The sequence below is a fragment of the Flavihumibacter solisilvae genome (assembly GCF_000814475.1).
Classification (GTDB): Bacteria; Bacteroidota; Bacteroidia; order Chitinophagales; family Chitinophagaceae; genus Flavihumibacter; species Flavihumibacter solisilvae.
Genome location: NZ_JSVC01000024.1, coordinates 47,922 through 72,112 on the forward strand (window position 1 = coordinate 47,922; position 24,191 = coordinate 72,112).

The 24,191-nt window shown below is 47.0% G+C and carries 25 protein-coding genes; 12 read left to right on the plus strand and 13 right to left on the minus strand.

Features of this window, described 5'->3' with window-relative positions:
• Nucleotides 1-5: 5 nt before the first annotated feature.
• From OI18_RS19655 to OI18_RS19665, 3 genes are read right to left on the minus strand one after another with little or no spacing between them, the layout of a single operon-like run.
• Nucleotides 6-1,685: a GMC oxidoreductase gene (locus OI18_RS19655; protein WP_039143004.1), complete on the minus strand. Its 1,680-nt coding sequence runs from the start codon at nt 1,683-1,685 to the stop codon at nt 6-8.
• Between the two features lie 52 nt (nt 1,686-1,737).
• Nucleotides 1,738-2,622, minus strand: coding sequence for a hydroxypyruvate isomerase family protein (locus tag OI18_RS19660; protein WP_039143007.1), 885 nt, complete (start codon nt 2,620-2,622; stop codon nt 1,738-1,740).
• A gap of 47 nt (nt 2,623-2,669) precedes the next feature.
• The gene (locus OI18_RS19665; protein ID WP_039143010.1) at nt 2,670-3,965 is read right to left on the minus strand and encodes an MFS transporter; all 1,296 of its coding nucleotides are present in this window, start codon (nt 3,963-3,965) and stop codon (nt 2,670-2,672) included.
• A gap of 235 nt (nt 3,966-4,200) precedes the next feature.
• Between OI18_RS19665 and OI18_RS19670 the strand changes: the two genes are divergently transcribed.
• From OI18_RS19670 to OI18_RS19695, 6 genes are all read left to right on the plus strand, one after another.
• Nucleotides 4,201-5,940: a GMC oxidoreductase gene (locus OI18_RS19670; RefSeq protein WP_039143013.1), complete on the plus strand. Its 1,740-nt coding sequence runs from the start codon at nt 4,201-4,203 to the stop codon at nt 5,938-5,940.
• Nucleotides 5,941-5,956: 16 nt separating this feature from the next.
• Complete coding sequence (locus OI18_RS19675) at nt 5,957-6,622, plus strand: gluconate 2-dehydrogenase subunit 3 family protein (protein ID WP_039143015.1); 666 nt, start codon at nt 5,957-5,959, stop codon at nt 6,620-6,622.
• Nucleotides 6,623-6,633: 11 nt separating this feature from the next.
• Nucleotides 6,634-7,791, plus strand: coding sequence for a Gfo/Idh/MocA family protein (locus OI18_RS19680; RefSeq protein ID WP_039143016.1), 1,158 nt, complete (start codon nt 6,634-6,636; stop codon nt 7,789-7,791).
• Between the two features lie 62 nt (nt 7,792-7,853).
• Nucleotides 7,854-8,909 (plus strand): sugar phosphate isomerase/epimerase family protein, encoded by a 1,056-nt coding sequence (locus tag OI18_RS19685; protein ID WP_039143020.1) that lies wholly within the window; start codon nt 7,854-7,856, stop codon nt 8,907-8,909.
• Between the two features lie 10 nt (nt 8,910-8,919).
• Nucleotides 8,920-9,309, plus strand: coding sequence for a c-type cytochrome (locus OI18_RS19690; RefSeq protein WP_039143023.1), 390 nt, complete (start codon nt 8,920-8,922; stop codon nt 9,307-9,309).
• A 2-nt stretch (nt 9,310-9,311) separates the two neighbouring features.
• Entirely contained in the window at nt 9,312-10,064 is a 753-nt protein-coding gene (locus OI18_RS19695) for a 3-keto-disaccharide hydrolase (protein WP_039143025.1), read from the plus strand.
• A gap of 71 nt (nt 10,065-10,135) precedes the next feature.
• Here the strand turns inward: OI18_RS19695 and OI18_RS19700 are convergent, their stop codons facing one another.
• The 4 genes from OI18_RS19700 to OI18_RS19715 all read right to left on the minus strand — a co-directional run bounded on the left by OI18_RS19700 (nt 10,136) and on the right by OI18_RS19715 (nt 13,165).
• Nucleotides 10,136-11,017 (minus strand): sugar phosphate isomerase/epimerase family protein, encoded by an 882-nt coding sequence (locus tag OI18_RS19700; RefSeq protein WP_039143028.1) that lies wholly within the window; start codon nt 11,015-11,017, stop codon nt 10,136-10,138.
• Nucleotides 11,018-11,142: 125 nt separating this feature from the next.
• The gene (rpsG, locus tag OI18_RS24475) at nt 11,143-11,610 is read right to left on the minus strand and encodes a 30S ribosomal protein S7 (RefSeq protein WP_039143030.1); all 468 of its coding nucleotides are present in this window, start codon (nt 11,608-11,610) and stop codon (nt 11,143-11,145) included.
• A gap of 18 nt (nt 11,611-11,628) precedes the next feature.
• Complete coding sequence (rpsL, locus tag OI18_RS24480) at nt 11,629-12,027, minus strand: 30S ribosomal protein S12 (protein ID WP_039143033.1); 399 nt, start codon at nt 12,025-12,027, stop codon at nt 11,629-11,631.
• 73 nt (nt 12,028-12,100) lie between these two features.
• A complete protein-coding gene (locus OI18_RS19715; RefSeq protein ID WP_039143035.1) occupies nt 12,101-13,165 on the minus strand; it encodes a branched-chain amino acid aminotransferase in 1,065 nt (354 codons plus the stop codon).
• A 135-nt stretch (nt 13,166-13,300) separates the two neighbouring features.
• Here OI18_RS19715 and OI18_RS23990 point away from each other — a divergent pair, with 135 nt between their 5' ends.
• The 5 genes from OI18_RS23990 to OI18_RS19740 are packed head-to-tail and all read left to right on the plus strand — an operon-like array spanning nt 13,301 to nt 16,290.
• Nucleotides 13,301-13,819, plus strand: a complete 519-nt coding sequence (locus OI18_RS23990) for a hypothetical protein (RefSeq protein WP_052273415.1) — start codon at nt 13,301-13,303, stop codon at nt 13,817-13,819.
• Between the two features lie 8 nt (nt 13,820-13,827).
• Complete coding sequence (rdgB, locus tag OI18_RS19725) at nt 13,828-14,427, plus strand: RdgB/HAM1 family non-canonical purine NTP pyrophosphatase (RefSeq protein WP_039143037.1); 600 nt, start codon at nt 13,828-13,830, stop codon at nt 14,425-14,427.
• 5 nt (nt 14,428-14,432) lie between these two features.
• Nucleotides 14,433-14,996: an RNA polymerase sigma factor gene (locus tag OI18_RS19730; protein WP_240312806.1), complete on the plus strand. Its 564-nt coding sequence runs from the start codon at nt 14,433-14,435 to the stop codon at nt 14,994-14,996.
• A 9-nt stretch (nt 14,997-15,005) separates the two neighbouring features.
• Nucleotides 15,006-15,821: a hypothetical protein gene (locus OI18_RS19735; RefSeq protein WP_039143040.1), complete on the plus strand. Its 816-nt coding sequence runs from the start codon at nt 15,006-15,008 to the stop codon at nt 15,819-15,821.
• A 34-nt stretch (nt 15,822-15,855) separates the two neighbouring features.
• Nucleotides 15,856-16,290 (plus strand): acyl-CoA thioesterase, encoded by a 435-nt coding sequence (locus tag OI18_RS19740; RefSeq protein ID WP_039143042.1) that lies wholly within the window; start codon nt 15,856-15,858, stop codon nt 16,288-16,290.
• On the opposite strand, the gene OI18_RS19745 is transcribed toward OI18_RS19740, so the two are convergent.
• Genes OI18_RS19745 through OI18_RS19755 form a run of 3 tightly spaced genes read right to left on the minus strand, consistent with a single transcriptional unit; the run spans nt 16,291 to nt 19,279 of the window.
• Nucleotides 16,291-17,037: a shikimate dehydrogenase family protein gene (locus tag OI18_RS19745; protein WP_039143045.1), complete on the minus strand. Its 747-nt coding sequence runs from the start codon at nt 17,035-17,037 to the stop codon at nt 16,291-16,293.
• Nucleotides 17,037-17,807: a phosphosulfolactate synthase gene (locus OI18_RS19750; protein ID WP_039143047.1), complete on the minus strand. Its 771-nt coding sequence runs from the start codon at nt 17,805-17,807 to the stop codon at nt 17,037-17,039. The genes OI18_RS19745 and OI18_RS19750 overlap by 1 nt, the downstream gene beginning before the upstream one ends.
• Before the next feature lie 50 nt (nt 17,808-17,857).
• Complete coding sequence (locus OI18_RS19755; RefSeq protein WP_039143049.1) at nt 17,858-19,279, minus strand: tetratricopeptide repeat protein; 1,422 nt, start codon at nt 19,277-19,279, stop codon at nt 17,858-17,860.
• A 145-nt stretch (nt 19,280-19,424) separates the two neighbouring features.
• On the opposite strand from OI18_RS19755, the gene OI18_RS19760 reads away from it, so the two are divergent.
• The gene (locus OI18_RS19760; protein WP_039143051.1) at nt 19,425-19,805 is read left to right on the plus strand and encodes a hypothetical protein; all 381 of its coding nucleotides are present in this window, start codon (nt 19,425-19,427) and stop codon (nt 19,803-19,805) included.
• 9 nt (nt 19,806-19,814) lie between these two features.
• Here OI18_RS19760 and OI18_RS19765 read toward each other — a convergent pair whose 3' ends face one another.
• The 3 genes from OI18_RS19765 to OI18_RS19775 form a co-directional block, all read right to left on the minus strand.
• On the minus strand, nt 19,815-20,474 hold the full coding sequence (locus OI18_RS19765; protein ID WP_052273416.1) for a hypothetical protein: 660 nt from the start codon (nt 20,472-20,474) through the stop codon (nt 19,815-19,817).
• Between the two features lie 45 nt (nt 20,475-20,519).
• Nucleotides 20,520-22,367 carry a membrane protein insertase YidC gene (gene yidC / locus OI18_RS19770; RefSeq protein ID WP_039143055.1) on the minus strand — a complete coding sequence of 616 codons (1,848 nt, stop codon included), beginning with the start codon at nt 22,365-22,367 and terminating at the stop codon, nt 20,520-20,522.
• 117 nt (nt 22,368-22,484) lie between these two features.
• Complete coding sequence (locus OI18_RS19775; protein ID WP_039143057.1) at nt 22,485-24,131, minus strand: CTP synthase; 1,647 nt, start codon at nt 24,129-24,131, stop codon at nt 22,485-22,487.
• Nucleotides 24,132-24,191: the final 60 nt, after the last annotated feature.

Genomic DNA, 24,191 nt, shown 5'->3' on the forward strand with positions numbered 1-24,191 from the left:
CCCTTTTACAGGTTACCTTTCTTCAACTCGCTAACCGCATGGTCGGCAGCCCTTGCTGTCAGTGCCATGTAAGTAAGCGAAGGGTTAACACAGGCTGCGGAAGTCATACAGGCGCCATCAGTTACAAAAACGTTAGGTGCATCCCAAACCTGGTTCCATTTGTTGAGAACTGAAGTCTTGGGATCCTTACCCATTCTTGCAGTTCCCATTTCATGGATACCACGGCCCAATGTACCGTCACCATCCCATTTCCTTACATTCTTCACACCTGCTGCTTCAAGCATTTCAGCTGCATCGTTCATCATATCCACGCGCATCTTCTTTTCATTATCCTTCAGTTCAACATCGATGGCAAGGACATTCAATCCCCATTTATCTTTTTTCGTTTTGTCGAGCGTAACCTTGTTTTCGTGGTAAGGAAGAACTTCACCGAAACCACCCATACCCATAGACCAATGTCCAGGTTCTGTCAGTGCTTCTTTCAGTTCGATACCAACATTCAGTTCGGCAATATCGCGGCTCCAGCCCTGGCGGCTTGCACCACCCTGGTAACCAAATCCGCGGAGATATCCGCGCTTATCGTCACCGATGTTCTGGTATCTCGGGATATAAATTCCGTTCGGCCTGCGACCGTAGTAATATTTATCTTCATAACCCTCAACCATACCCGAAGCACCTACGCCAAGGTGGTGGTCCATAAGGTTATGTCCGAGCGCGTTACTGGTGCTTCCGAGTCCTTCGGGCCAGATATCGGTGGCTGAGTTCATCAGGACCCAGGTTGAGTTCAATGCCGATGCATTCAGGAACACGATCTTGGCATAATACTCATAAGTTTTGTTTGTTTCTGCATCAAGCACTTCTACTCCCTTCGCCTTCTTGGTATCCTTATCGTAAAGAATCCTTGTTACGATTGAGAACGGGCGAAGTGTCAGGTTACCGGTAGCCATTGCTGCGGGCAGTGTTGCGGACTGCGTGCTGAAGTAAGCGCCGAAGGGACATCCCAGCCAGCATTTGTTCCGGTACTGGCAATTGGTACGGCCGTTGATCGGTGCCGTAAGGTTTGCACTTCGGCCCATGATCATGGCGCGCTTTCCTTTATATTGGTCTTTGATCCTTGCAGCCACGTCTTTTTCCACGCAGTTCATTTCCATTGCAGGAAGAAAGTCACCATCAGGCAGTTGGGGTAATCCGTCTTTGGATCCGTTCACGCCCGCGAATTTTTCTGCATGGCTGTACCAGGGTGCGATTTCCGCATAACGGATTGGCCAGTCAACGCCGAATCCATCTTTTGCATTTGCTTCAAAATCAAGATCACTCCAGCGGTAACTCTGCCTGCCCCAGGTTAAGGAGCGGCCACCTACCTGGTATCCCCTGAACCAATCGAATCTTTTTACTTCTGTATATGGACAATCTTTTTCATTTACCCAGAAATCCAGGTTGGTCTCATTCAAAGGGTAGTCCCTTTTCAAAACGGGATAATTGGCGATCATTTCCTGTGTGCGTCCGCCGCGGTGCGGAAATTCCCATGGATGTTTGTTGGCATTCACATAATCCTTGACGTGCTTTACATCCCGTCCTCTTTCCAGCATCAGGGTTTTCAAGCCTTTCTCAGTAAGTTCCTTTGCAGCCCAGCCTCCGCTGATACCGGAGCCTACAACGATCGCATCATAAGTATTCTCAGCCATATCTCTAATTTGAAGTTTGAGTTTGAAGTTTTGTTAAGACGATAAGCGATTGTTACACGTCACACAATTGCACTGCTTTGCGCAAAGAAGCAATTTTATCTGACGCCGACGGAATGAATTCCTGTGCTACATATCCTTTGAATCCTGTAGCGACAATCGCTTTCATAATTGCGGGGTAATACAGTTCCTGTGATTCGTCGATCTCGTTCCGACCAGGGTTTCCGCCGGTATGGTAGTGACCGAAGTATTGGTGGTTCTTCTGAATAGAGCGCATTATATCTCCTTCATCGATCTGCATATGGTAGATATCAAACAGCAGTTTGAAATTTGCAGTGCCCAGTCTTTTACAGAGTTCCACTCCCCATGCAGAACGATCGCACATATAGTCGGTATGATCCACCCTGCTGTTTAGCAGCTCCATTGTGATCACAACGCCATGTTTCTCTGCAAGCGGAAGGATCTTCTTCAATCCCTGCACAGAGTTTTTCAGTCCAGTTTCATCATCCATTCCCCTGCGGTTCCCACTGAAGCAGATCAGGTTCTTATATCCTGCTTTTGCAACAAGCGGGATCATCTCCGTATAGTTCTTTATCAGGGTATCATGAAACTTTGGTTCGCAGAATCCATCAACCAGGTTAATCTCCGCACCGTTGCACATTGATGAATCAAGTCCGTATTTCTTGAGCACTTCCCAATCTTTCGGACCTACAAGGTCAATAGCTTTGATGCCGATCTGTTTTGCAGCAGCGCACAATTCCTCAAGAGGCAAATGTCCGTATGTCCACCTGCAAACTGCATGATTAATATTTCCTTTCATGTTCAGATTTTCGGAACTGCTGGTGCCCGCGGAGAAACCAGCGACGGGTGCGAGTGCCACACCGGCACCTGCTACCAGCATTTTACGCACGGCGTCTCGCCTTGAATTTTCTTTTTTCATTTGTCGGGTGATCAGACTCCTGCGATGGAGACTTTTTATACATCAAATTAGTGAGAAGGAGCAACCCTTACTGTACTTTTCTTATTTCTCATATAGAAGACTAAGCCGGCGAAAGCAAAAGTCAGGATGACCGGAATGATCATTGTAGTATTGATAATTTCCGGACCAGCTGCTTTTTTAGCTTCCACAAGAGCATTCGCCATTTCAGTTCCAGGCTGCGATTTATTGTATGTTTCCAAGCTCGCACCCTCAGGAAGTTTGTTAAGGAGAAGGCGATCATAATAACCACCCATAAAAATCATATAAAGAGAAACGGCAAACATTCCCGCCCCCCCCATAAAGTTCAATCCAACAGCTCCGGTTTTTGGAAGATTTTCTGCGACAAATCCAATCATTGTTGGCCAGAAATAGCATACGCCAATACCGAAGATTAAAGCTCCAACGAAAAGCATATTGCCCTGGTAATGCCCCAACATATAGAGGCCAATGGTAGAAAAAATAGCCGAAAGCAATAGAACTCCCTGAGGTGAGAAGCGTCCTACCACCGGGCCTGCAAAGGCCCGTCCCAATACCATTACTCCAGTTTCAATAGTTAAGAGGAGTAGCGCATTGTCAGAAACATTTTTCAGTAACACATCAATCCATTGTCCAGTAAACAATTCAGTAATCGCTGTACCGAACATCAGGAAAATCATAATGATGAACAACGGATTAAGTAAAGACTTATACATTTCACTTGTAGACACACCTGATGCAACTCTTTCTGTAACAGGAAACTCCTGTTTGATAAAAAAGTATCCATAAAGAAGGGTTGGAATAAGCATCAATGCAACGAGAAACTGCCAGTTGTCGAGATACGTAGTACCGGGGATTGCGTTTCCAAAGAATCTAACTATCAAAGTTCCAATCACTATACCTCCAGGAAACCATAAGTGGAAATGATTAAGTTTTGTAGTCTTATTATCAGTATACAAGCTAGCCACCAGAGGATTACAAGCAGCTTCTACTGTGCCATTACCTAATCCTATTAATAAAGTAGAAATGAAGAGTGACCAGAAACCAGTAGCCGTGATCGTTAGAACGATTCCAAGTAAATGGAATAAGGCAGCAAAAATTAAGAGCCGTTTCATTCCTATTATATCAACTACCATACCTCCTATTATAATTGCAAGTGGAAACCCCCAGAACGCTGTGCTGGTGATTACGCTAACCTGTTCCTGACTTAGTCCAAACTGGTATTTCCAGGTGTCTAACAAGCCAGCGCGAATACCAAAAGAGAGAGAAGTTACCAAAAGGGCCAGACAACTGGCTACGAAGAGACGGTTCTTGTTTATTGCTTGCATATCGTTCGGGTTATTTAATCAGAGCGGTCATAAATTTATGGGATTCAAGTGTATTTCAAACACTATTCGTCTTCCCAAATCAAAAAAAATTTTACAGAATCGGGATTCAGTTGCATTTTTTTAACCATTTGAATGTTTTTTTTATCAGATTGATACTGTTTTAGGATTTCGTTCATTGAATTGCAATTATCATTTAATTTAGCCCCTCTTACTTCACATCAATACAAATCTTACGATGGGTGATCTTCAGATCAAGAAACAAGCAACTAAGTATGATGCCGTAATTGTGGGCTCTGGTGCTGGTGGCGGTATGGCCGCGTATATTCTCGCCAATGCCGGACTTAAGGTATGTCTACTTGAAGCGGGTCCAATGTACGACCCTGCTGTTAATGTAACGCAACTCAAAAATCCCTGGGATTCACCCCGAAGAGGTGCAAGCACCAGGTTCCGTCCATTTGGCGATTTTGATGCATGTTACTGGGGCTGGGAAGTGGATGGCGAGCCATACACTAAGGCCCCTGGTACGCAGTGGGACTGGTTCCGCGCACGCATGCTGGGTGGCCGTACGAACCACTGGGGAAGGATTTCTTTAAGGTTCGGACCCAAGGACTTCCAGCGCAAGAGCATTGACGGTCTGGGCGAAAACTGGCCGATCACCTATAATGATATTAAGCCCTTCTATGATCGTGTAGATAAACTGATCGGGGTGTTCGGAACCAACGAAGGTCTTGAAAACGACCCCGATGGATTTTTCCTCCCTCCTCCCAAACCCAGGCTGCATGAACTATTCATCAAACGCGGTGCTGAACGTGCCGGCGTAAAAGTAATTCCCGGCCGCCTGAGCATGCTTACCCAGAAGATCAACGATGACCGGGGTGCATGCTTCTTCTGCGGACAATGCGGACGCGGATGCCAGGTGTACGCAGACTTCTCCTCTTCCAGTGTATTGATCAAGCCTGCAATGAAAACCGGGAATATCGATGTTATCCCGAATGCAATGGCTCGTGAAGTATTAACAAATAAAGAAGGACTTGCCACAGGTGTATCATATGTGAACAAGGATGACATGCTGGAATACCAGGTTGAAGGAAAAGTAGTTGTGCTGGCTGCAAGTGCCTGTGAAAGTGCCCGTCTCATGCTGAACTCCAAGTCTCAGCGCCATCCGAACGGACTCGCCAACTCAAGTGACGTAGTAGGTCGTTACCTGCACGATTCAACCGGTGCCGACATGGGCGGTGTACTGCCGAACCTTATGGGCCGGAAACGATATAATGAAGATGGTGTAGGTGGTATGCACATCTATTCACCCTGGTGGCTTGATAATAAAAAGCTTGACTTCCCACGTGGTTACCACATTGAGTACTGGGGTGGTATGGGCCAGCCTTCCTACGGATTTGGCGGCGGCATCCAGAACCTCAACGGGAAATTCCTGGTTAACGGAACACAGAAGGAAGCCGGCGGATATGGTAAGTCACTGAAGGAAGATTACCGCTTCTTCTACGGCGCCAATGTGGGTATGGCCGGACGCGGAGAAGCAATTGCCTATCGCGAAAATAATTGCCAGATAGATCCTAATGTGGTTGACAAATATGGTATCCCCGTGTTGAAGTTTAATGTGAAATGGAGTGAACATGAGATCAACCAGGCAAAGCACATGAAGGAAACATTTAAGGAGATCATGCATGAAATGGGTGCGATCGTAACCTGGGGTGGTGATGATGGTCCGGAGAATAATTACGGACTGCACACTCCAGGAAAGATCATCCATGAAGCAGGTACCGCAAGAATGGGTAACGATCCGAAACAATCTGCTTTGAACAAATGGAACCAGGCACACGACTGTAAAAACCTGTTCGTGGTTGATGGTGCCCCGTTTGTATCGCAGGCAGATAAAAACATCACCTGGACTATCCTTGCGTTGTCAATGCGCGCAAGCGAATACATTGTTGACCAGCTGAAAAAACAAAATATCTAACCTTCATAACCCTGATATGGACAGAAGAAAATCGCTCAAAGCCCTTGCTCTCGGATCATTGTCCACCGGCATGCTTCTTGACGCCTGTAAGGATACCGATAAAAAAGCTGCTCCCAAGGAGGACGAAAAAAATATTGCCGGCAACCTTGACCGGATGAAAGAGGAAGTAGCCCATTACAAGAATGTTACCAGTGAAAAATTCTTCACGGAACATGAGATGGCCACCATTACCATCCTCGCAGACATTATCATCCCGAAAGATGAAGTAAGCGGAAGCGCATCCGATGCGAAAGTTCCTGACTTCATCGAGTTTATTGTGAAGGATATGCCTAACCACCAGACACCAATGCGCGGTGGTCTTCGCTGGCTCGACCTCCAGTGCCTCAGGCAATTTGGAAAAGCGTTTAAGGATTGCAGTGAGCAGGAACGAATCAATATGGTGGACCAGATCGCTTATCCTAAAAAAGCGAAACCGGAAATGGCCCAGGGCGTGGCTTTCTTCAATAAAATGCGTGACCTGACCGCATCCGGTTTCTATACTTCGCAAATTGGTGTAGCAGATATCGGATACGCCGGAAACAAACCCAACCAATGGAATGGTGTTCCAGATGATGTACTGAAGCAATACGGGCTCGCCTACAGCGAAAAAGAACTAAAAGAGTGTGTCAGCTTCTCTAAATAAATTCAAAGACCATGAGCAGGAAACTCAGGATGGGAATGATCGGTGGAGGAAAAGATGCGTTTATAGGTGGGGTACACAGGATCGCTGCGATAATGGATGGAGAAACTGAACTGGTTTGCGGGGCGTTCAGCAGCAACAGGGAGAAGTCAAAGGAAAGTGGTGCATTGTTACATCTTCCGGCTGAAAGGGTGTATGGATCATATGAAGAAATGATCCTCGAAGAAAAAGAGTTGCCTGAAGGAATACGGATGGATTTTGTGAGTATCGTTACTCCCAACCATGTGCATTTTGCCCCGGCAAAACTGGCATTGGAAAATGGGTTTCACGTGGTGCTCGACAAACCCATGACCTTTTCACTGGAAGAGGCAAAGGAGCTGAAGAAAATTGCCGACAATTCGGGTTTGCTGTTTTGCCTTACACATACCTATACCGGTTACCCGATGATCAAGGAGGCCCGCGAAATTGTGGCATCTGGTAAACTCGGGAAACTGAGAAAAGTTTACGTCGAATACCCGCAGGGATGGCTGAGCAAATACCTGGAAGTAACCGATTACAAACAGGCACAGTGGCGTACTGATCCCAAGCGCAGCGGTATTGCAGGCGCAATGGGTGATATCGGGACGCATGCTTTCAACATGGCCGAATATGTAAGCGGGCTGAAAGTAACCAGCATTTGTGCAGACCTGAACATCAATGTGCCTGGTCGCCTGCTTGATGATGACGGTACGGTGTTATTGAAATTTGAGGGAGGTGCAAGCGGATTCCTTTTTGCCACGCAGGTGGCTGCGGGTGAAGAAAACAATGTTAAGATCCGCATCTATGGCGAGGAAGGCGGAATTGAATGGCAACAGGAAGATGCGAATACATTGAAGGTAAAATGGTTTGACCAGCCTACTCAGGTATTACGCACCGGCGCTCCTTACCTTGGAAGTTTTGCGAAGCACAATTACCGTGTTCCCCCGGGGCACCCGGAAGGATACCTTGAAGCATTCGCGAACCTTTACAGAAATTTCGCTTTGACTTTGCGCGCGCGTCTCGATGGCCGTACTCCTGAAAAGGAGTGGCTCGACTTCCCCGGGATCGAAGAAGGCATCCGCGGAATGGCGTTCATCGAGAACGTCGTAAAAAGTGGCAGGAGTGAGAGGAAATGGACTGAGTTCGAACTGTGATTAGACGGAGCTCGCAGCACAACGAATTTTTACTTTTTAATTTTGACTTTTTAATTTGAAATATGACCACATTAAAAGGCCCCGGTATTTTCCTTGCGCAGTTTCTTGGTGACCAGGCTCCCTTCAACAATCTCCGTTCCATCTGCCTTTGGGCAGAATCACTGGGATTTAAAGGTGTACAGATCCCAAGTTGGGACAGCAGGTGCATCGACCTTAAACAGGCGGCAGAAAGCAAAACTTATGCAGATGAAATAAAAGGCATCGTAAATGAATGCGGGCTTTCCATTACGGAATTGTCTACGCACCTGCAGGGACAACTCGTTGCCGTTCACCCGGCTTACAATGAGTTGTTTGATGGCTTTGCACCGGAAGAGGTTCGCGGCAATGCTGCTGCCCGCACAGAATGGGCAGTACAGCAGCTGAAATATGCAGCCAAAGCATCTCAGAACCTTGGACTCAATGCCCATGCTACGTTTAGCGGAAGCCTGTTGTGGCATACGGTTTACCCATGGCCCCAGCGTCCGGCAGGACTGGTAGAAACCGGTTTCCGTGAACTTGGAAAGCGGTGGAAACCTATTCTCGATGTATTTGATGAAAATGGCGTTGATCTCTGTTATGAGATCCATCCGGGCGAAGACCTCCACGATGGCATCTCTTACGAGATGTTCCTGAAGGAAGTGAATGACCATCCACGCGCCTGCCTGCTTTACGATCCCTCACATTTCGTGCTGCAGTGCCTCGACTATCTCGAATATATTGACATCTATCATGAGCGCATCAGGATGTTCCATGTAAAGGATGCTGAATTCAATCCAACCGGCAGGCAGGGTGTATATGGCGGTTACCAGAGCTGGATCGATCGTGCCGGCAGGTTCCGTTCCCTTGGCGACGGGCAGGTTGATTTCGGAGCAATCTTCAGCAAGCTGGCTGCATATGACTATAAAGGCTGGGCGGTAATGGAATGGGAATGTTGCCTGAAACATCCGGAAGATGGTGCATCAGAAGGTGCTATCTTTATAAAGGATCACATCATCAGGGTTACCGAAAAAGCATTTGATGATTTTGCGGGAACCGGGTCAGACGAAGCTTTCAATAAAAAAATTCTAGGCATTCAATAAACAAACGAAAATGAAAAAGTTCTTCATCGTGCTGGGCGTAAGCGCCATTGCCATTGCATGTGGAAACAACCAGACAACTGAAAAAAAGGCGGACGAACCCGCGGCAAAAGAAGAGCAGGCAGCACCTGCACCTGCAGAGGATGACAAGGGGGTTGAACTGATTGCGTCAAGCGATTGTCTTACCTGTCACAAGGTTAACGAAAAGGCCATCGGCCCTTCTTATTCTGACGTTGCAAAAAAATACACTGCAGACGACGCTACTATTACTGATCTGGCAAACAAGATCATAAAAGGTGGCAGTGGTGTATGGGGACAGGTTCCCATGACCCCTCACCCACAGGTATCTGAGGACGATGCGAAAACAATGGTGAAATACATACTGACACTCAAAAACCAATAAGAATGATCAAAAGGATATTTGCTTTTTCCGCTACCCTGGCAGTACTGGCATCGTGTGGTTCTTCCAACAAAGTATCTGATAACGCGGCTGCAGACAATACACTGAGCAAGCAGGAGAAAAAAGAAGGCTGGCAATTATTGTTCGACGGAACTTCAACCAAAGGCTGGCATACATTCGGCAAAACCATTACCGGCCCGGCATGGAAAGTTGACAATGGTACGCTTCACCTCGATGCTTCCGCCAAAGGTGCCGACTGGCAGACAGGTGGCGGCGGTGATATCGTAACGGAAGAGGCTTTCACTAACTATCACCTCAAGCTCGAGTGGAAGATTTCCAAAGATGGTAACAGTGGTGTAATCTTCAACGTACAGGATGAGCCAGCTAAATACAAATACGTTTGGTATACCGGTCCGGAAATGCAGGTGCTCGATAACAACGGTCATCCTGATGCAAAGATTCACAAACACAGGGCTGGTGATCTTTACGACCTGGTTGCATCAACACCTGAAACTGTGAAGCCTGTAGGAGAATGGAACCTTGCTGAGATCATCCAGAACAATGGCAAGCTTGAATTTAAACTTAACGGAACAACTGTAGTGTCAACAAGCTATGGTGACGATGCCTGGAAGGCACTCGTGGCCGGTAGTAAGTTTAAAGGAATGCCTGACTTCGGAAAATTCAGCACAGGTAAACTGGCACTCCAGGATCATGGTAATGACGTATGGTACAAAAACATTAAGATCCTCAAACTCTAATGAGCCTTCAGGCTTACAGAAACAAAAAAGGCAACCTCGGAGGTTGCCTTTTTTAATGAGCGCCAGCCAGGTTAAACCAGGTTAGCTTTGATATACTTAATGCTTGATTGAATACTTCCGATCGGCTCAGGAACGTAATTATTTTCCTGCTCTACGTAAAAATGCTTCAATCCTGCTACTCCTGCTGCTTTAAAGATGCGTTTGTAGTCAATTGATCCATTTCCGATCTCGGTATTCTGCTCACGCTTCACTTTATCCATATCCTTTACATGCCAGAGCGGAACGCGGCCTTTATGCTGGTTGAACAGGTTGATAGGATCAAGTCCAGCGAAAACAACCCAGTACAGGTCAAGTTCCCACTTCACGAGATTTGCATCCGTTTCCTTGCTGAATACATCAAACCCTGTTGTTCCATCATACGACTTGAATTCAAAGTCGTGGTTATGATAAGCCATCTGAATTCCGGCATTTTTGCAAAGCTCACCAGCGACATTCAGCCGCGCGGCAATCTTTTTATAGTCGTCAAGATTCTGGCGTCTTTCCGTATGCAGCCAGGGAATTACTAGGTACTCGTGTTTCATTTCAACAGCAGCAGCAATCATGTCTTTCATTTCGGCCTCTCCCTTTTCTGATTCCTCGTACAGGAATGACTGGGGCAGGTAATGACCGCTTGGAGATACCAGTCCCAGTGAATTGGCATAAGCAGCAAATTCTTTAACCGGGATCCCAAAGAATTTACCCTGGCCATAACCAAACATTTCGATCTTTTTATAACCAGCGGCGGCTACCTTGTCAAGAACTCCCTTTGGATCCTTGCTGATCAGGTCCCGTAGTGTATATAGCTGAATCCCTACTTCGCCTTTTTTCCTGGCGGCAAGCAGCATATCAGGCAGGAACAACATGGCCGGAGTTACTATCGCGGCGTTTTTCAGAAAGCTTCTGCGTGTATTCATTTTATTATTGGAATGAACTATGAATATAGTAAAAAGTAAAAATGAAAAGTGAAAAATGAAAAAGAGCGGAAACAAAAAAGCCGGTCCTGAAAAGGACCGGCTGTATGAAAAAGTAGATAATACTGTTAGATGCGGAAGTGTGAGAATGCCTTGTTGGCTTCAGCCATACGATGGGTGTCTTCTTTTTTCTTGAATGCACCACCTTCGCCCTTGCTTGCTGCAACGATTTCGTTGGCAAGTTTATCGGCCATGCTGCGTCCGTTTCTTTCGCGGCTGAAGCGGATCAGCCATTTTATGCTGAGGGATACTTTCCTGTCCTGGCGTACCTCAGCAGGGATCTGGAAGGTTGCACCACCGATACGACGGCTGCGAACTTCAACAGCAGGCGTTACGTTGGACAAAGCCCTTTTCCAGATTTCGTAACCATCTTCATTTGTGATTTTGGCTACTTTATCAATTGCATCGTAGAAGATTTCAAAAGCAACGCTTTTTTTACCTTGCCACATAATATTGTTAACAAAACGTGTAACCAGTTTATCATTATACCTGGCATCAGGTGCCAGAGGTAATTTTTTGGCTTGTGCTTTCCTCATGGAAGATCTTTTTTATATTTATTTTTTACCTGCTGGTTTTGCTCCACCTTTTTCTTTCTTGGTTCCGTATTTAGAACGGCTTTGCTTCCTGTCCTTCACACCGGCAGTATCAAGGCTACCACGAACAATGTGGTAACGTACACCCGGAAGATCTTTCACACGACCACCGCGGATCAGTACGATCGAGTGCTCCTGCAGGTTGTGGCCTTCACCTGGGATGTAGGCAATAACCTCTACTTTGTTGGTAAGGCGAACCTTAGCCACTTTACGCAGAGCGGAGTTAGGTTTTTTGGGCGTTGTGGTGTACACACGGGTACAAACACCGCGACGCTGAGGGCAGGCATCCAATGCCCTGGATTTGCTCTTTGCCTTAATAATTTCTCTACCTTTTCTTACTAATTGCTGTATTGTAGGCATTCTAACCTTATTTAATTGGGACGGCAAAGGTAGAATCCATTGCCGAAAAAACAAAATAAAATTCTGGGATGTTCTAGACCTTCCACATCCAATTGTGTGTATCGGGCGTCCGCGCTTCCCTGATTGCGGCGAGGCGTTCTTTAACTTCGAGGGCGATTGACGCTTTAGAAACGTCGAACTTCATCGCATACTCCTTGTATTTCAGCTCCTGGATCAACGCGATCACAGCGGCAGTTCCTGTTCCGAATGCCTCCTGCAGGGCGCCTTTACCGTACGCTTCGAGCAGCTCGTCAATACTGATCCTGCGCTCTTCCACTGTAATACCCATTTCTTTTAAAACGGTCATTACGCTGTCGCGGGTAACACCGGCAAGAATGGTCCCTTCTTCAAGTGATGGGGTAACCGCTACCCCATTGATCACGAAGAATACGTTCATCATTCCTACTTCCTGCAGCCATTTGTGCTCAAACGCATCTGTCCACAGTACCTGGTCATACCCCTGCTGTTTTGCTACGGTTGCTGCAAGCATGCTGCCGCCATAGTTACCGGCGTTCTTGGAAAAGCCGACACCACCGGGAGCGGCGCGGGTATACGCTTCTTCTACCACGATCTTCATCGGAGCGGCATAGTAAGGTCCGGTCGGGCTCAGGATGATCAGGAATTTATAGGTTTCCGACGGACGTACCCCCAGCATGGTATCTGTGGAGAACATCAGCGGACGGATATATAAGGAATGTTCCTTCATGGCAGGAATCCAGTTTTTATCCAGGGCAATGAGTTTCCGCAGGCCCTCCATGAAGATCTCTTCGGGAACAGGCGGCATGTTCATGCGCTCGGCCGACTTATTGAACCGGCGGAAATTGTCTTCCGGGCGAAAAACGTATGCATTTCCCTGTTCGTCGCGATAGGCTTTGATGCCTTCGAAAATGGCCTGTCCATAATGCAGGGCGGCCAGGGATGGATCCAGCAACAGGGGCTGGTAGGGCTTAATTTCTACATTCTTCCATTCCCCGTTCTCATAATCTGCTTCCAGCATATGATCTGTGAAGTAACGACCGAAAGGAATGTTCTCCAAAGGCGTGTCATTCAATTTACTGCGCTCAACTTTGGAAACAGGAATATCAAAAGCTGCGATCATAATTGGTACATTTGCTGCAAAGAAACAACGAAAAAAGTGGGCAGCCAAACGAACGGGCAAATTTTACTAACAAATGTTAGTATTGTTTCCGTTGGCTTTCTTTACCACCTTCACTACTTTTAATAAACTGATTGAATGCAACTCAACCAGATCCGTCTTTCCACAGATCTACTGCAGGCGCTTTATACCGGCACACTGGTGCTGCCCGAAAACCAGGGCCCGGCAAGCAACGGAAAGCAGGCTGAAAGCGAGGTGGTGCCAATTTCATACCTCGGCAGGAACCAGCGAAAATTTACTGTGCTGGTGTATTACCCCAATGAGCTGTACCTGCCAGACGATTCCCTCCAGTTCCTGGGCTCCGTACTTAAGGCCTGCCAGCTTACCATAGCGGATGTGGCAATAGTGAACCTGGCGCGAACTCCCGTTACGATGGCTGAGATCCGGCAGCAGTTGTCCCCTGCCATAATAATTGCATTTGGCGGCAAGGCCCTTGCAGAAGGATTTCCTGCAGGAACCCTGTTGGCATCCGGTAATGCCGGCGGGCTTCGGTTCATGCAGGGCCCAGAGCTCGAAGTTTTAAGTCAGCCCGGTGACGCAGCAAAGCCACTGAAAAAACTTCTCTGGGAGTCGTTAAAACATATGCTGGAAATGTAAATATTGCCATGGAACTTATATTTGCCACCAATAACCAGAACAAGGTTGCGGAAATTCAACATATTGTGCCCCAGACCATACGGGTCATTTCACTTCGGGAGGCAGGAATCGAAATCGAAATCCCGGAGCCCCATGACACACTGGAGGCGAATGCCACTGAAAAATCGACCACAATCAACCGGCTGACCGGTAAAAATTGTTTCAGTGAGGATACCGGCCTTGAAGTATATGCGTTAAATGGGGCACCGGGGGTAAAAAGTGCCCGTTATGCGGGCGAACCCGTTGATTTTGAAAGGAATATCCGTTTGCTGCTGAAAGAAATGGAAAATATCCAGGAGAGAAGAGCCCGTTTCCGGACAGTAATTTCGTTACAGCTCAACGGGGAAGAGCATTTGTTTGAAGGTAGTTGCGAGGGAACGATCACAGCCAGTCCCCGGGGAACCAATGGCTTCGGCTATGACCCGGTATTTGTGCCGGATGGAGCTGACCGAAGTTTCGGAGAAATGAGCATGGATGAAAAGAAGGTATACAGCCACCGCAGGAAGGCAACCGACCAGCTCGTTTCGTTCCTGGAACGCAAAGTGACCAAAAAAACACAGGAAGAATAAAAAAAGTGCAGCTGACAGACAACCAAAACATAAACGATTCCGACTTAATCAAAGGAAGTATTGCCGGCGACCCGAGAATGCAGGAGGCATTGTATAATCGCTATGCCCCCAAAATGTACGCGGTCTGCCTGCGGTATGCGGGAAACAACGACGATGCCCAGGATCTTTTACAGGAAGGATTTATCAAGGTTTTCCGGAACCTGGAACGATTCAGACATGAAGGATCATTTGAAGGATGGCTGAGACGTGTGTTTGTCAATACTTCCATTGAACATTATCGTCGGAAAGTTCATCTTAACAGCATTTCTGACCAGGAAGAAAAGGGCATTGAGGATGCTTCGGTAACGGTGCTGGATCAACTGGCGGAACGTGACATCGTTCAGCTGGTCCAGGAATTATCACCGGGATACCGGGCTGTTTTCAATTTATACGTGATTGAAGGGTATTCACACAAGGAGATCGCGGACATGCTCCAGATCAGTGAAGGCACCAGCAAATCACAGCTTGCCCGGGCGAAATCGATCCTGCAAAAGAAAGTTGCTGAATTTTTGGGTGAAAAAAGAAAATAAACACCGCTGATGACTGATCCGTTACGCAATAGAATGCAGCATTGGGAAGCTGATCCTCCACCTGGTCTCTGGGACAATATCTCCCGGGAGCTGACTGAAGGGAACGCAGAACAAAGAATCCGCGAACGAATAGGCGCGTTGGAAACCACGCCGCCTGTTCAAAGCTGGCAGTCCATTGCACGGGAGATCAGTGAGCCTGTTTCCCCTGTTGAAACTCCGGTAATCCCTATCCGGCCCCTTTACCCTTACCTTTTTCGTTATGCAGCAGTGGCAATTGTTGCGGGGATTATGGCGTGGTTGCTGATTGACCGGCCCTTCTCCACTCCTTCCAGTGAGATCGCAACTTCCATCGTAGAGCCGCCTGCGCCCCGGATCGATGCTAATAACGCGGTTGTTGCTGAACCCGGGAATAAGACAGCAATCCTGGTTGAGACCGATCCTGATGCCATTACACATGAGCGTAAAGATCCCCAGCGCGAACCCCGCCATACTTCTGTACGCCAGGTACCGGAATTACCACCGGTTGAGCAGAAACCGGTACAGTTATCTGTTAATCTTGCCAGCCAGCAGGCCGTACAGGAACTGCATGTCCAGAACCGCAATCCCAGGTATATCACTATTACCAATGAAGCAGGAGAACCGGTTCGTATATCGGCCAAATTTGCCTACCTCTATTACCAACAGGTGGCCGGCACTGAGCCTGCACCGATTAACGAGATCATGAACCGTTTGCAGCAGCGCTTAAGCCAGCGACCAATTGTGCCCGATCCCGCCAACCTTCTTGATATGCTCCGGCTAAGGGAATTCGTTGAGAAAGAACAATAACAAGCATCAATAACCGCCTTATAATTCCAGAACAATGGGCAGGATCAAAGTTTCCATCCCGCAGGATTTTTCTTTTCAGACAACCATAGCCGTACGCATCACCGATCTAAACTATGGCGGGCATGTCGGCAACGATACCATTTTAAGTCTCATTCATGAAGCCAGGGTCAGGTACCTCCGTTCCCTTGGTTTTACAGAACTTGAATTTGGCGGTACCAGCCTGATCATGAGTGATGCCGCCATCGAATTCCGAAGCGAAGCTTTTTATGGTGAAGAACTGCTCTTCAGTGTGGTTGCTGATGATTTTTCACGCGCCGGATTTGATATCTGCTACCGGGTAGAGAAAATGATCGGTGACAAATCTGTTGTCGTCGCTCTTGCCAAAACCGGAATGGTATGTTATAACTATGATGAGAAAAAAATCAGCGCTGTTCCTGAAGAAGTGAAAACAAAGATGCTACAGAAATAATTAACCAGTCACTGGTGAATTCCAGATCTTCCAACTCTCTTCCGCCTGGATGATCAGCATATCATGACCGTTCTCTGTAATCGCACCTGCTGCTCTTCCCATTGAGAGAAATTTCGTTTCTGTGGGATTGTATATCAGGTCATACAAATAATGTCCGCTTCCCAGAACTGCATAATCAAGCGGAGGCATTTCGTTTTCAGCCGGGTGCATTCCAAGCGGAGTTGTATTGATCCAAAGCGTTGCCGACACAAGTTCATCGCGGGTCAGCCCTTCATAACTTTTAATTCCTTTACCTGCATCCGCAGTTCTGCCGATCACAGTAAAGGGTATCCGCAATTTGTCCAATACATACTGCACAGCTTTTGAAGCGCCGCCGGTGCCAAGCACAAGGGCTTTATTGTGTGACGGAAACAGCTTTTTACCGAGCGACTTTTCAAATCCGATCACATCAGTATTGTGACCTGTAAGCTTTCCGTCCCGGATCTGTATGCAGTTGCATGCCCCGATCACCTGCACAACATCTGATTTGTTGTGCAGGTAAGGGATGATTTTTTCTTTATAGGGGATGGTCACATTAAGTCCTTCCAGCAGTGGTTCCTGCTGCAGCAGGGACGGGAAAGAACCTATTTCCTCCAGGGGATAATTTTCGTAAATCGCATTCAGGCCTTCCTTTTCAAACCTGGCTGTGAAATAGCCTTTGGAAAACGAATGGCCCAAGGGATATCCTATGAGTCCGAATTTCCGCATCAGGCCATTTCCTTGTTAAGGAAAAGATGGAAGGTATCACCCCTGAGTCCAACCCGCATTGTCTCGAGTGAGATCACTTCTGACGGCGCGATATTGCCAAGGTTAACATTGCAGCCAATGAGCTCGATAAAGTAAAGTTGCTGGGCTTTCTGTGGTGCTTCCCAGATGATCTTTTCTTCAGGGATCTGTGTCAGGATTTCCTGTACAAGACCTTCACGCACTTCACCACTTCCACGATAGATACCCACGTTACCTGCCTCCCTTGCTTCTGCGATCACATATGTCGCACCTGCATCCAGTTCTGCGCGCATAAGTTCGATCCATTTATATGGCGGAATGATGTGTGCAGCGTCCTTGCTACCCACTTCGCTCAAAACGGTACCGTGTTTGGTAAGCTTTTCGATATAGCCGCATTTTTCGGCATGAGGAATGGTTATTGATCCATCACTTACCTCCATGTATGCAATACCGAATTCCTTGCAGACATTGATATAATCTTCAAACTGGTTCCTTATCAGGAAAGCCTCAAAAAGAGTACCCCCAAAATAAACGGGGATATCATAAGAACGATAAACTTCGAGCTTCTCGCGCAAATTAGGCGTGACAAAGGAAGTACCGAATCCAAATTTTACGATGTCGACGTGTGGATGTGAGACACTCAGGAAATGCTTGCTCTCTTCAATACTCAGGCCCTTATCCATTACCATTGTGAGCCCTTTCTGACGTGGCTTTGCCACTCGTTCAGGGATCTGTGTTAAGTTGAAATTCATTTGCTGCTTTTTAAAGAAACGCCGCGCAAAAATAGGAAACGACGGCGAAATTACACCCGGCCTGTTTTTCTGTTACGGGCAATCACGTCCACTACCAGTTGATTTTGCAATACAGAAGGGTGTAAAGCAACAAATTCTTTTAGCAGTTTAGGTGCTTTCTGCAAAGCGCGTTCAAGGAATAACAAGGCATCCTTCGTTTTTCCCATGGCAAGGAGTATAGCGCTTTTATAGTATATGAACAGTGGCCTCCCATCGGTATGTTTCAATGCTGCTTCGGCCTGCTCCAGGGCTTCTCCATAGATCTCTGCCATATACAGGCACCTGATAAGTGCTTCCCAGCCATTTGTATTTTTGGGTCGCATCCTTACAACGTTGGAGAAGTAACTGATGGCCTCCCGGGTCTCCCCCAGCCTGATCTTACATTCTCCCATGGCAAGGTTAAACTCAGGCACAGACTTCTGCAACTGCAAGGCAGTATCCAGCTGTTTTGCCGCCTGTGTCCATTGTTCTTCGTTAATATAAGTGCAGGCGATCTTGTAATACAGTTTGCTGTCTTCCGGTGAAAGATGTACTGCCTTGCGGTAATAAAACCTGGCCTGTGCATAATTCTTCAGCCTGTCGTAGCAATGGCCGATAGCTTCAAAAATAACGTCTTCGGGGCGACTGAGTTCCAGGACTTTTTCCAGGACCTCAACAGCATCACGGAACTTACGCAGACGGATATACGCATCTCCCATGTTGCGGTATGCATAATCGAACTTTTCGTCTATTGCTATGGCATATTTGTATGCGTCAACTGCTTTTTCATAAAGTTTCAGTCCCTGGTAAGCTGCTGCCAGGTTAAACCAAGCCAGTTCGTTATACGGCAGGTCTTCCAGGATCTGCTGGTGCAACCTGATACTTTCTTCATTGCGACCGGTGAAATCGGTCCAGAAGCAGATCTTGTAAAGGGCTTCTTCGTTTGCGGGCTCCTGTTCCAGAATCAGTTTCAGGCAATCGAAAATTTTATCGAACTCCTCATAATCATCGTATACATCTGCCAGTTCGAACAGCAACTCTATCCGTTCCTCGCCTTCGAAGAATTCCAGCGCATTCTCGAGCAGTTCTACAGCTTTATCCTGCTGGTCAAGTGCGAGATAAGCGTCTGTCCGAAGGATGAAAAGGTTGATGTCGCGGCTGTCGAGCAACTCAGCCAGGTCCAGCAGTGAAAGTGCATCCTGGTACTTCCTGGTAGCGATCAGGATGTCTGCCTTTCTGATGAGAAGCGTTGAAGAATAAGGAAACTGCTCAACGGCCATGTCGCAGGCTTCCTGGGCCTGGGCAAGGTCTTCAGCGTCGTCAAAATAATTTATGATTTTTTCGAAGGATTCCTCGTCGATAAAATAGGAAGAACGGCCGGATTTCCTGTCGTTGTACTGCCTCAGCAACTCCTCTATGTCCTCTTTGTCCTGGCGAAAGGGGTATTCTTTCATGTACTTTTAGGTTATTGTAATATAGGCCAATCAAAAAAAACTGCCAACTATTTGTAACTTTTTTTATCACCACACGTTAAACACATATTAAATTTTGTGATAAACGGTTTCTTTTTTAGCAAATAATTTGTTTATTTTTGTCTCGATGTTAAAGAATCTCCATACCAGGCTAACAAGACACACACGTAAAATCGTTGTGGCAGCGGTTATGCTGGGAGTAGCCGGGTTTGCCGTGGCAAGCATGGGCGGAGAGAAGCGCAATAAGAAAAGTTCAAAGATCACAGAGGATTTTACGCCAATCCGCACGAGTGCCGGTTTTACCCTGAAAGCAGGACCTTCCTATAAGGGAAGCATGATCTTCAACCAGGAGAAAACTGCCGGGCATTTGTCCTTCAACACCCTGATCACCTATCAAAAGGGTAATACCACATACATCATGCCGTATAACCACAAGGTTAACCTGGGCAATACTGGTGCATGTGACAACCTTCAGCTACTCAGGCTGAAAGTGCGGATGAACAAGTAATTTTTCCAGTTAATTCCCCTTTCTTCCCTTTTTACTCTCTTCGTAAGTCAATTCGCGGTAGCCGGATTTTGGAATGTCGAATTTTGCTACTGGAACAGGATTGAGCGATACCTGGGACACGACATAGCGGATATTCAGGTTACCCTGTTTCAGCTCATATTCCAGCGGAAGCCCTTTCAGCGTTTTAAACTGTGAGCTGTAATTATTGTTTTCGGGGATTATATCTTCCGTATAGAAAACCGTAAATGTGCTACCGTCCTTTAACTCAGCGATGGCCTTTTTACACTTGTACCCGGCAAGCATCTTGGTTTCCTCAACCGGCGTGAATTTTATTCCTTCGTATTTCCGGTTCTTGTCCTTCCAGTCGGCTTCCGTCATGCGGATCAGGAGTTTCTGGCCACCGACTTCCTGCAGAACCACCGCAGTACCGCTGCGGGAGTCATGGATGGTGGTAAAGCTTGCCAGCGCACTGACCATATCAGACCTGCTCAGGCCTCCTTTAAGGTAGACTGTAGTAGTTGCCCCGTCGAATGCATCGGCCAGTTTTGCTTCCTGGCTGCCCGTATTGATGACGGCGTCATAAACGATGGTAAGGTCGGATAATCGTTTCTGGGCGACAGAAGTTGCCAGCGAAAAGGCCATCAGGCCGGAAAGTATGATCTTTTTCATGTATAGCTTCATGGTCACAGACGATAATTACCGGCCTGCAGTTGCCTATTTCCCCTTTTTCTGTTGCATTTCCTGCATCTTCTTCTGGGTAGCCTGCATTTGCTCCATACGTTCCTGCCACTTCGATTTCGGCTTGGGCTTACTGCGATTCTCGGCCAGCTGTGCAACGATCTTATCGTGATCGATGATGTAATTCTGGATTACAAACTGCAATGCCAGCGTGATCAGGTTTGAAACCGTATAATACCAGGTCAGAGCTGATGGCAGCCTGTTAAAGAATACCAACAGAATTACAGGGAAAATATACGGCATATATTTCAACATCGGATTATTCTGATCCGGTGTCATATTCATATTATAGATCGAAATCAGGAAACTGGTTATCACTGCAAGCAGTGTAAAGAGACTGATGTGGTCTCCAAAACCCAGCGGGATCGAGAAAGGAAGCTTCGCGATCACGTCATACCTTGACAGGTCATCCGCCCAGAGAAAAGCCTGTCCCCGCAGCGCGACGTTCGCATTAAAGAAACTATATAAAGCAAAGAAGATCGGGATCTGCAATAATGCGGGTATACATCCGCCCAGCGGGTTAACGCCTGCCTCCCTGAACAATTTCATCTGGTCCATACCATAAGCCTGCTGGTCGTCGCCATGCTTTGCACGAAGAACATCCAGTTCCGGACGAAGTGCCTTCATTTTCGCTCCACTGAGGTAGCTCGAATAAACCAGCGGGGAAGTTACCAACCTGATGAAAAGGGTGAGTAATGCGATCACGATTCCATAGCTGCCAACGAACTTCTTGATAAAGTCGAATACCGGCATTACGATGTACTGGTTGATCGGTCTCACAAAAGAATAGAATCCCTGGCCCAGGTTTACGATCTTATCCATTTTCTCCACACCAATGTTGCGAAGGATCTTGTAATCGTTCGGACCGAAATAGAATTGCAACGGAACCACGTTGCTGTTTCCGCCAGTGAGTTTTTTCTGGAAACTGGCTTTGGCGCCAACAATAAGTTTTGATGAATCATCACCCGGGCTCATCCACTCCACTTTTCCATTATCAAATTTATCCTTTGCGATAAGGGAAGAATTAAAGAACTGTTGCTTGATACTTGCCCAGTGAATATTTTTTTCAAATACTTCCTGGTCGCTGGAAATCAGGTTGAAATAGTCGTATTCGCCATCTTCCACGATAACGAGCTGCGATTGCTGACGCTCATATTTGGCATCACTCTCCTGTTGAAGTGCATCCACATTCCATTGCAGGTTCAGGTTCTGCCCGGTGAACAGGGAGCCGGTTCCGCCGAAAGCAAGATTGAGGTCAATCAGGTAAGTACCGTTCTTTATAGTATACTCATGAGAAATGGATTCACCATTACTACCGATAACCTCGTAGGTAATTTTCTGGTTGCCCGATGCATCTTTTTCAACACCCTTCAGGTGAAAAAACAACTCAGCAGCCTGTGCTGACTGGTTTTTTCCGATATTGACCTGGTAGTTGAGCTTATCGCTGCCATTCTCGATAAGGGTAACCAGGTTGCTGTCAGCCCGCTTATAATTTTTGAGCGCAAGATGAACCGGTTGGCCACCCTTGTTGGAAAACCGGATCCGGAACAGGTCAGTTTCCACATCCTGGAAGGTTTCAGTTCCGGCTGTTGCACGGGCCCAGCCGGTTGCAGTTGAATCGATACCGGGAACTGCTACAGAGTCCGGAAGAGTTGTAGCAAGTGCTTTTTTCCTGCCAAGTTCCACCCTTGCGACTGAGTCTTCATACTGTTGTTTCTTCAGCTGAAGTTCACGACTGCTCTTGGATGAAATGAACAAATAAACAAACAATAAAACTCCTAACAGCACAAAACCTATAACCGTGTTGCGATCCATGCTCTGCATTCAAATATGATTTTAAGACGTGCAAAGATAAGAGAATTGCCACTAGGGTGACGGATGATGAAAAAAACCCGCCGAAACAGTTGTAACGGCGGGTCTTTATAAGAAATTAAACCGGGATTAAATCATTTCGCTCTGAAGCAGAGGGTTTCGTACACCCTCTCTTTTTTCGGCGTTTTCCTTAGCTGCCTTAATAAAATGAACAAAGATCGGCTGCGGATTTTCAACTGTACTTTTTAGTTCCGGGTGATACTGGACACCGATGAAGAATGGGTGTCGGGGAAGCTCCACAATCTCGACAAGCCCGCTTTCGGGGTTCTTGCCACTGGCCACGAGGCCGGATTTCTCAAAATCCGCCAGGTACATATTATTGAACTCCCAGCGGTGGCGATGCCTTTCACTGATTGTAGTGGTACCATAGATCTGGTGTGCAAGCGTGCCCGGAACGATTTCGCAGGGATAGGTTCCAAGGCGCATGGTACCGCCCTTGGCAGTAACCGCTTTCTGGCCTTCCATCAGGTCGATCACCGCATGATTGGTCGCAGGGTCCATTTCCGTTGAATGCGCATCTTTCCAACCGAGTACTGTTCTGGCATACTCAATTACACTCATCTGCATACCCAGGCAAATCCCGAAGAATGGCAGGTTGTTCTCCCTGGCAAACTTCACGGCAATGATCTTTCCCTCAATTCCACGATGCCCGAATCCGGGGGCTACCAGCAGGCCATCGAGATGACCCAGCTTCTCTTCCACATTTTCTTCCGTAATGAATTCACTGTGCACATTAACCACATTCACCTTGCATTCATTCATCGCACCAGCATGTACAAACGCTTCCAGGATGGATTTGTATGCATCCTGTAATTCAATATATTTTCCTATAAGGCCAATGGTAACTTTGCTTTTGGGATATTTCAGTTTGTCGAGGAACTCCTTCCATTTGCCCAGCTCCGGCTCTGAATAATTGGTGATGTTCATCTTTTTGAGACAGATGAGATCGAGCTTTTCGCGCATCATGGCAAGAGGAACTTCATATATGGTTGGCGCATCAGCCGCTTCAATAACCGCTTCTTTCTTAACGTTACAGAAGAGAGCGATCTTACGCCTGATCTCCGGTGTGAGAGGTTCTTCCGTGCGGCAGACGATAACATCAGGATGTACGCCTTCCTGGCTAAGCATTCTTACACTGTGCTGGGTAGGCTTGGTTTTGAGTTCTTTGGCTGCCCTGAGGTAAGGGATCAGGGTAAGGTGCACCACTACGCAATCTTCCTCCGGCAATTCCCACTGCAACTGGCGAACGGCTTCAATAAAAGGAAGACTCTCGATGTCACCAACAGTTCCGCCGATTTCGGTAATCACTACATCATACCCGTTCTGACCCAACAAAAGCATCCGGCGCTTGATCTCGTCGGTGATATGCGGAACCACCTGTACGGTCTTTCCCAGATAAGCCCCTTCACGCTCTTTATTGATCACGGTCTGATAGATGCGCCCTGTCGTCACGTTATTAGCCTGGGTCGTAAAAATATTCAGGAACCGCTCATAGTGGCCAAGGTCCAGGTCCGTTTCGGCACCGTCGTCAGTAACATAACATTCCCCATGTTCATAAGGATTCAATGTGCCCGGATCAACATTGATGTAGGGGTCAAATTTCTGGATAGTCACTTTTAACCCGCGCGCCTGGAGCAATTTGCCCAGGGACGCTGCAATTATCCCTTTTCCGAGTGAAGAGGTTACCCCTCCGGTTACAAAAATATACTTGGCCATATCTTTTGGTTTTCTCTTATTACTATACTTTTGACTGTGTGCTGAAAAACAAAAAAACAT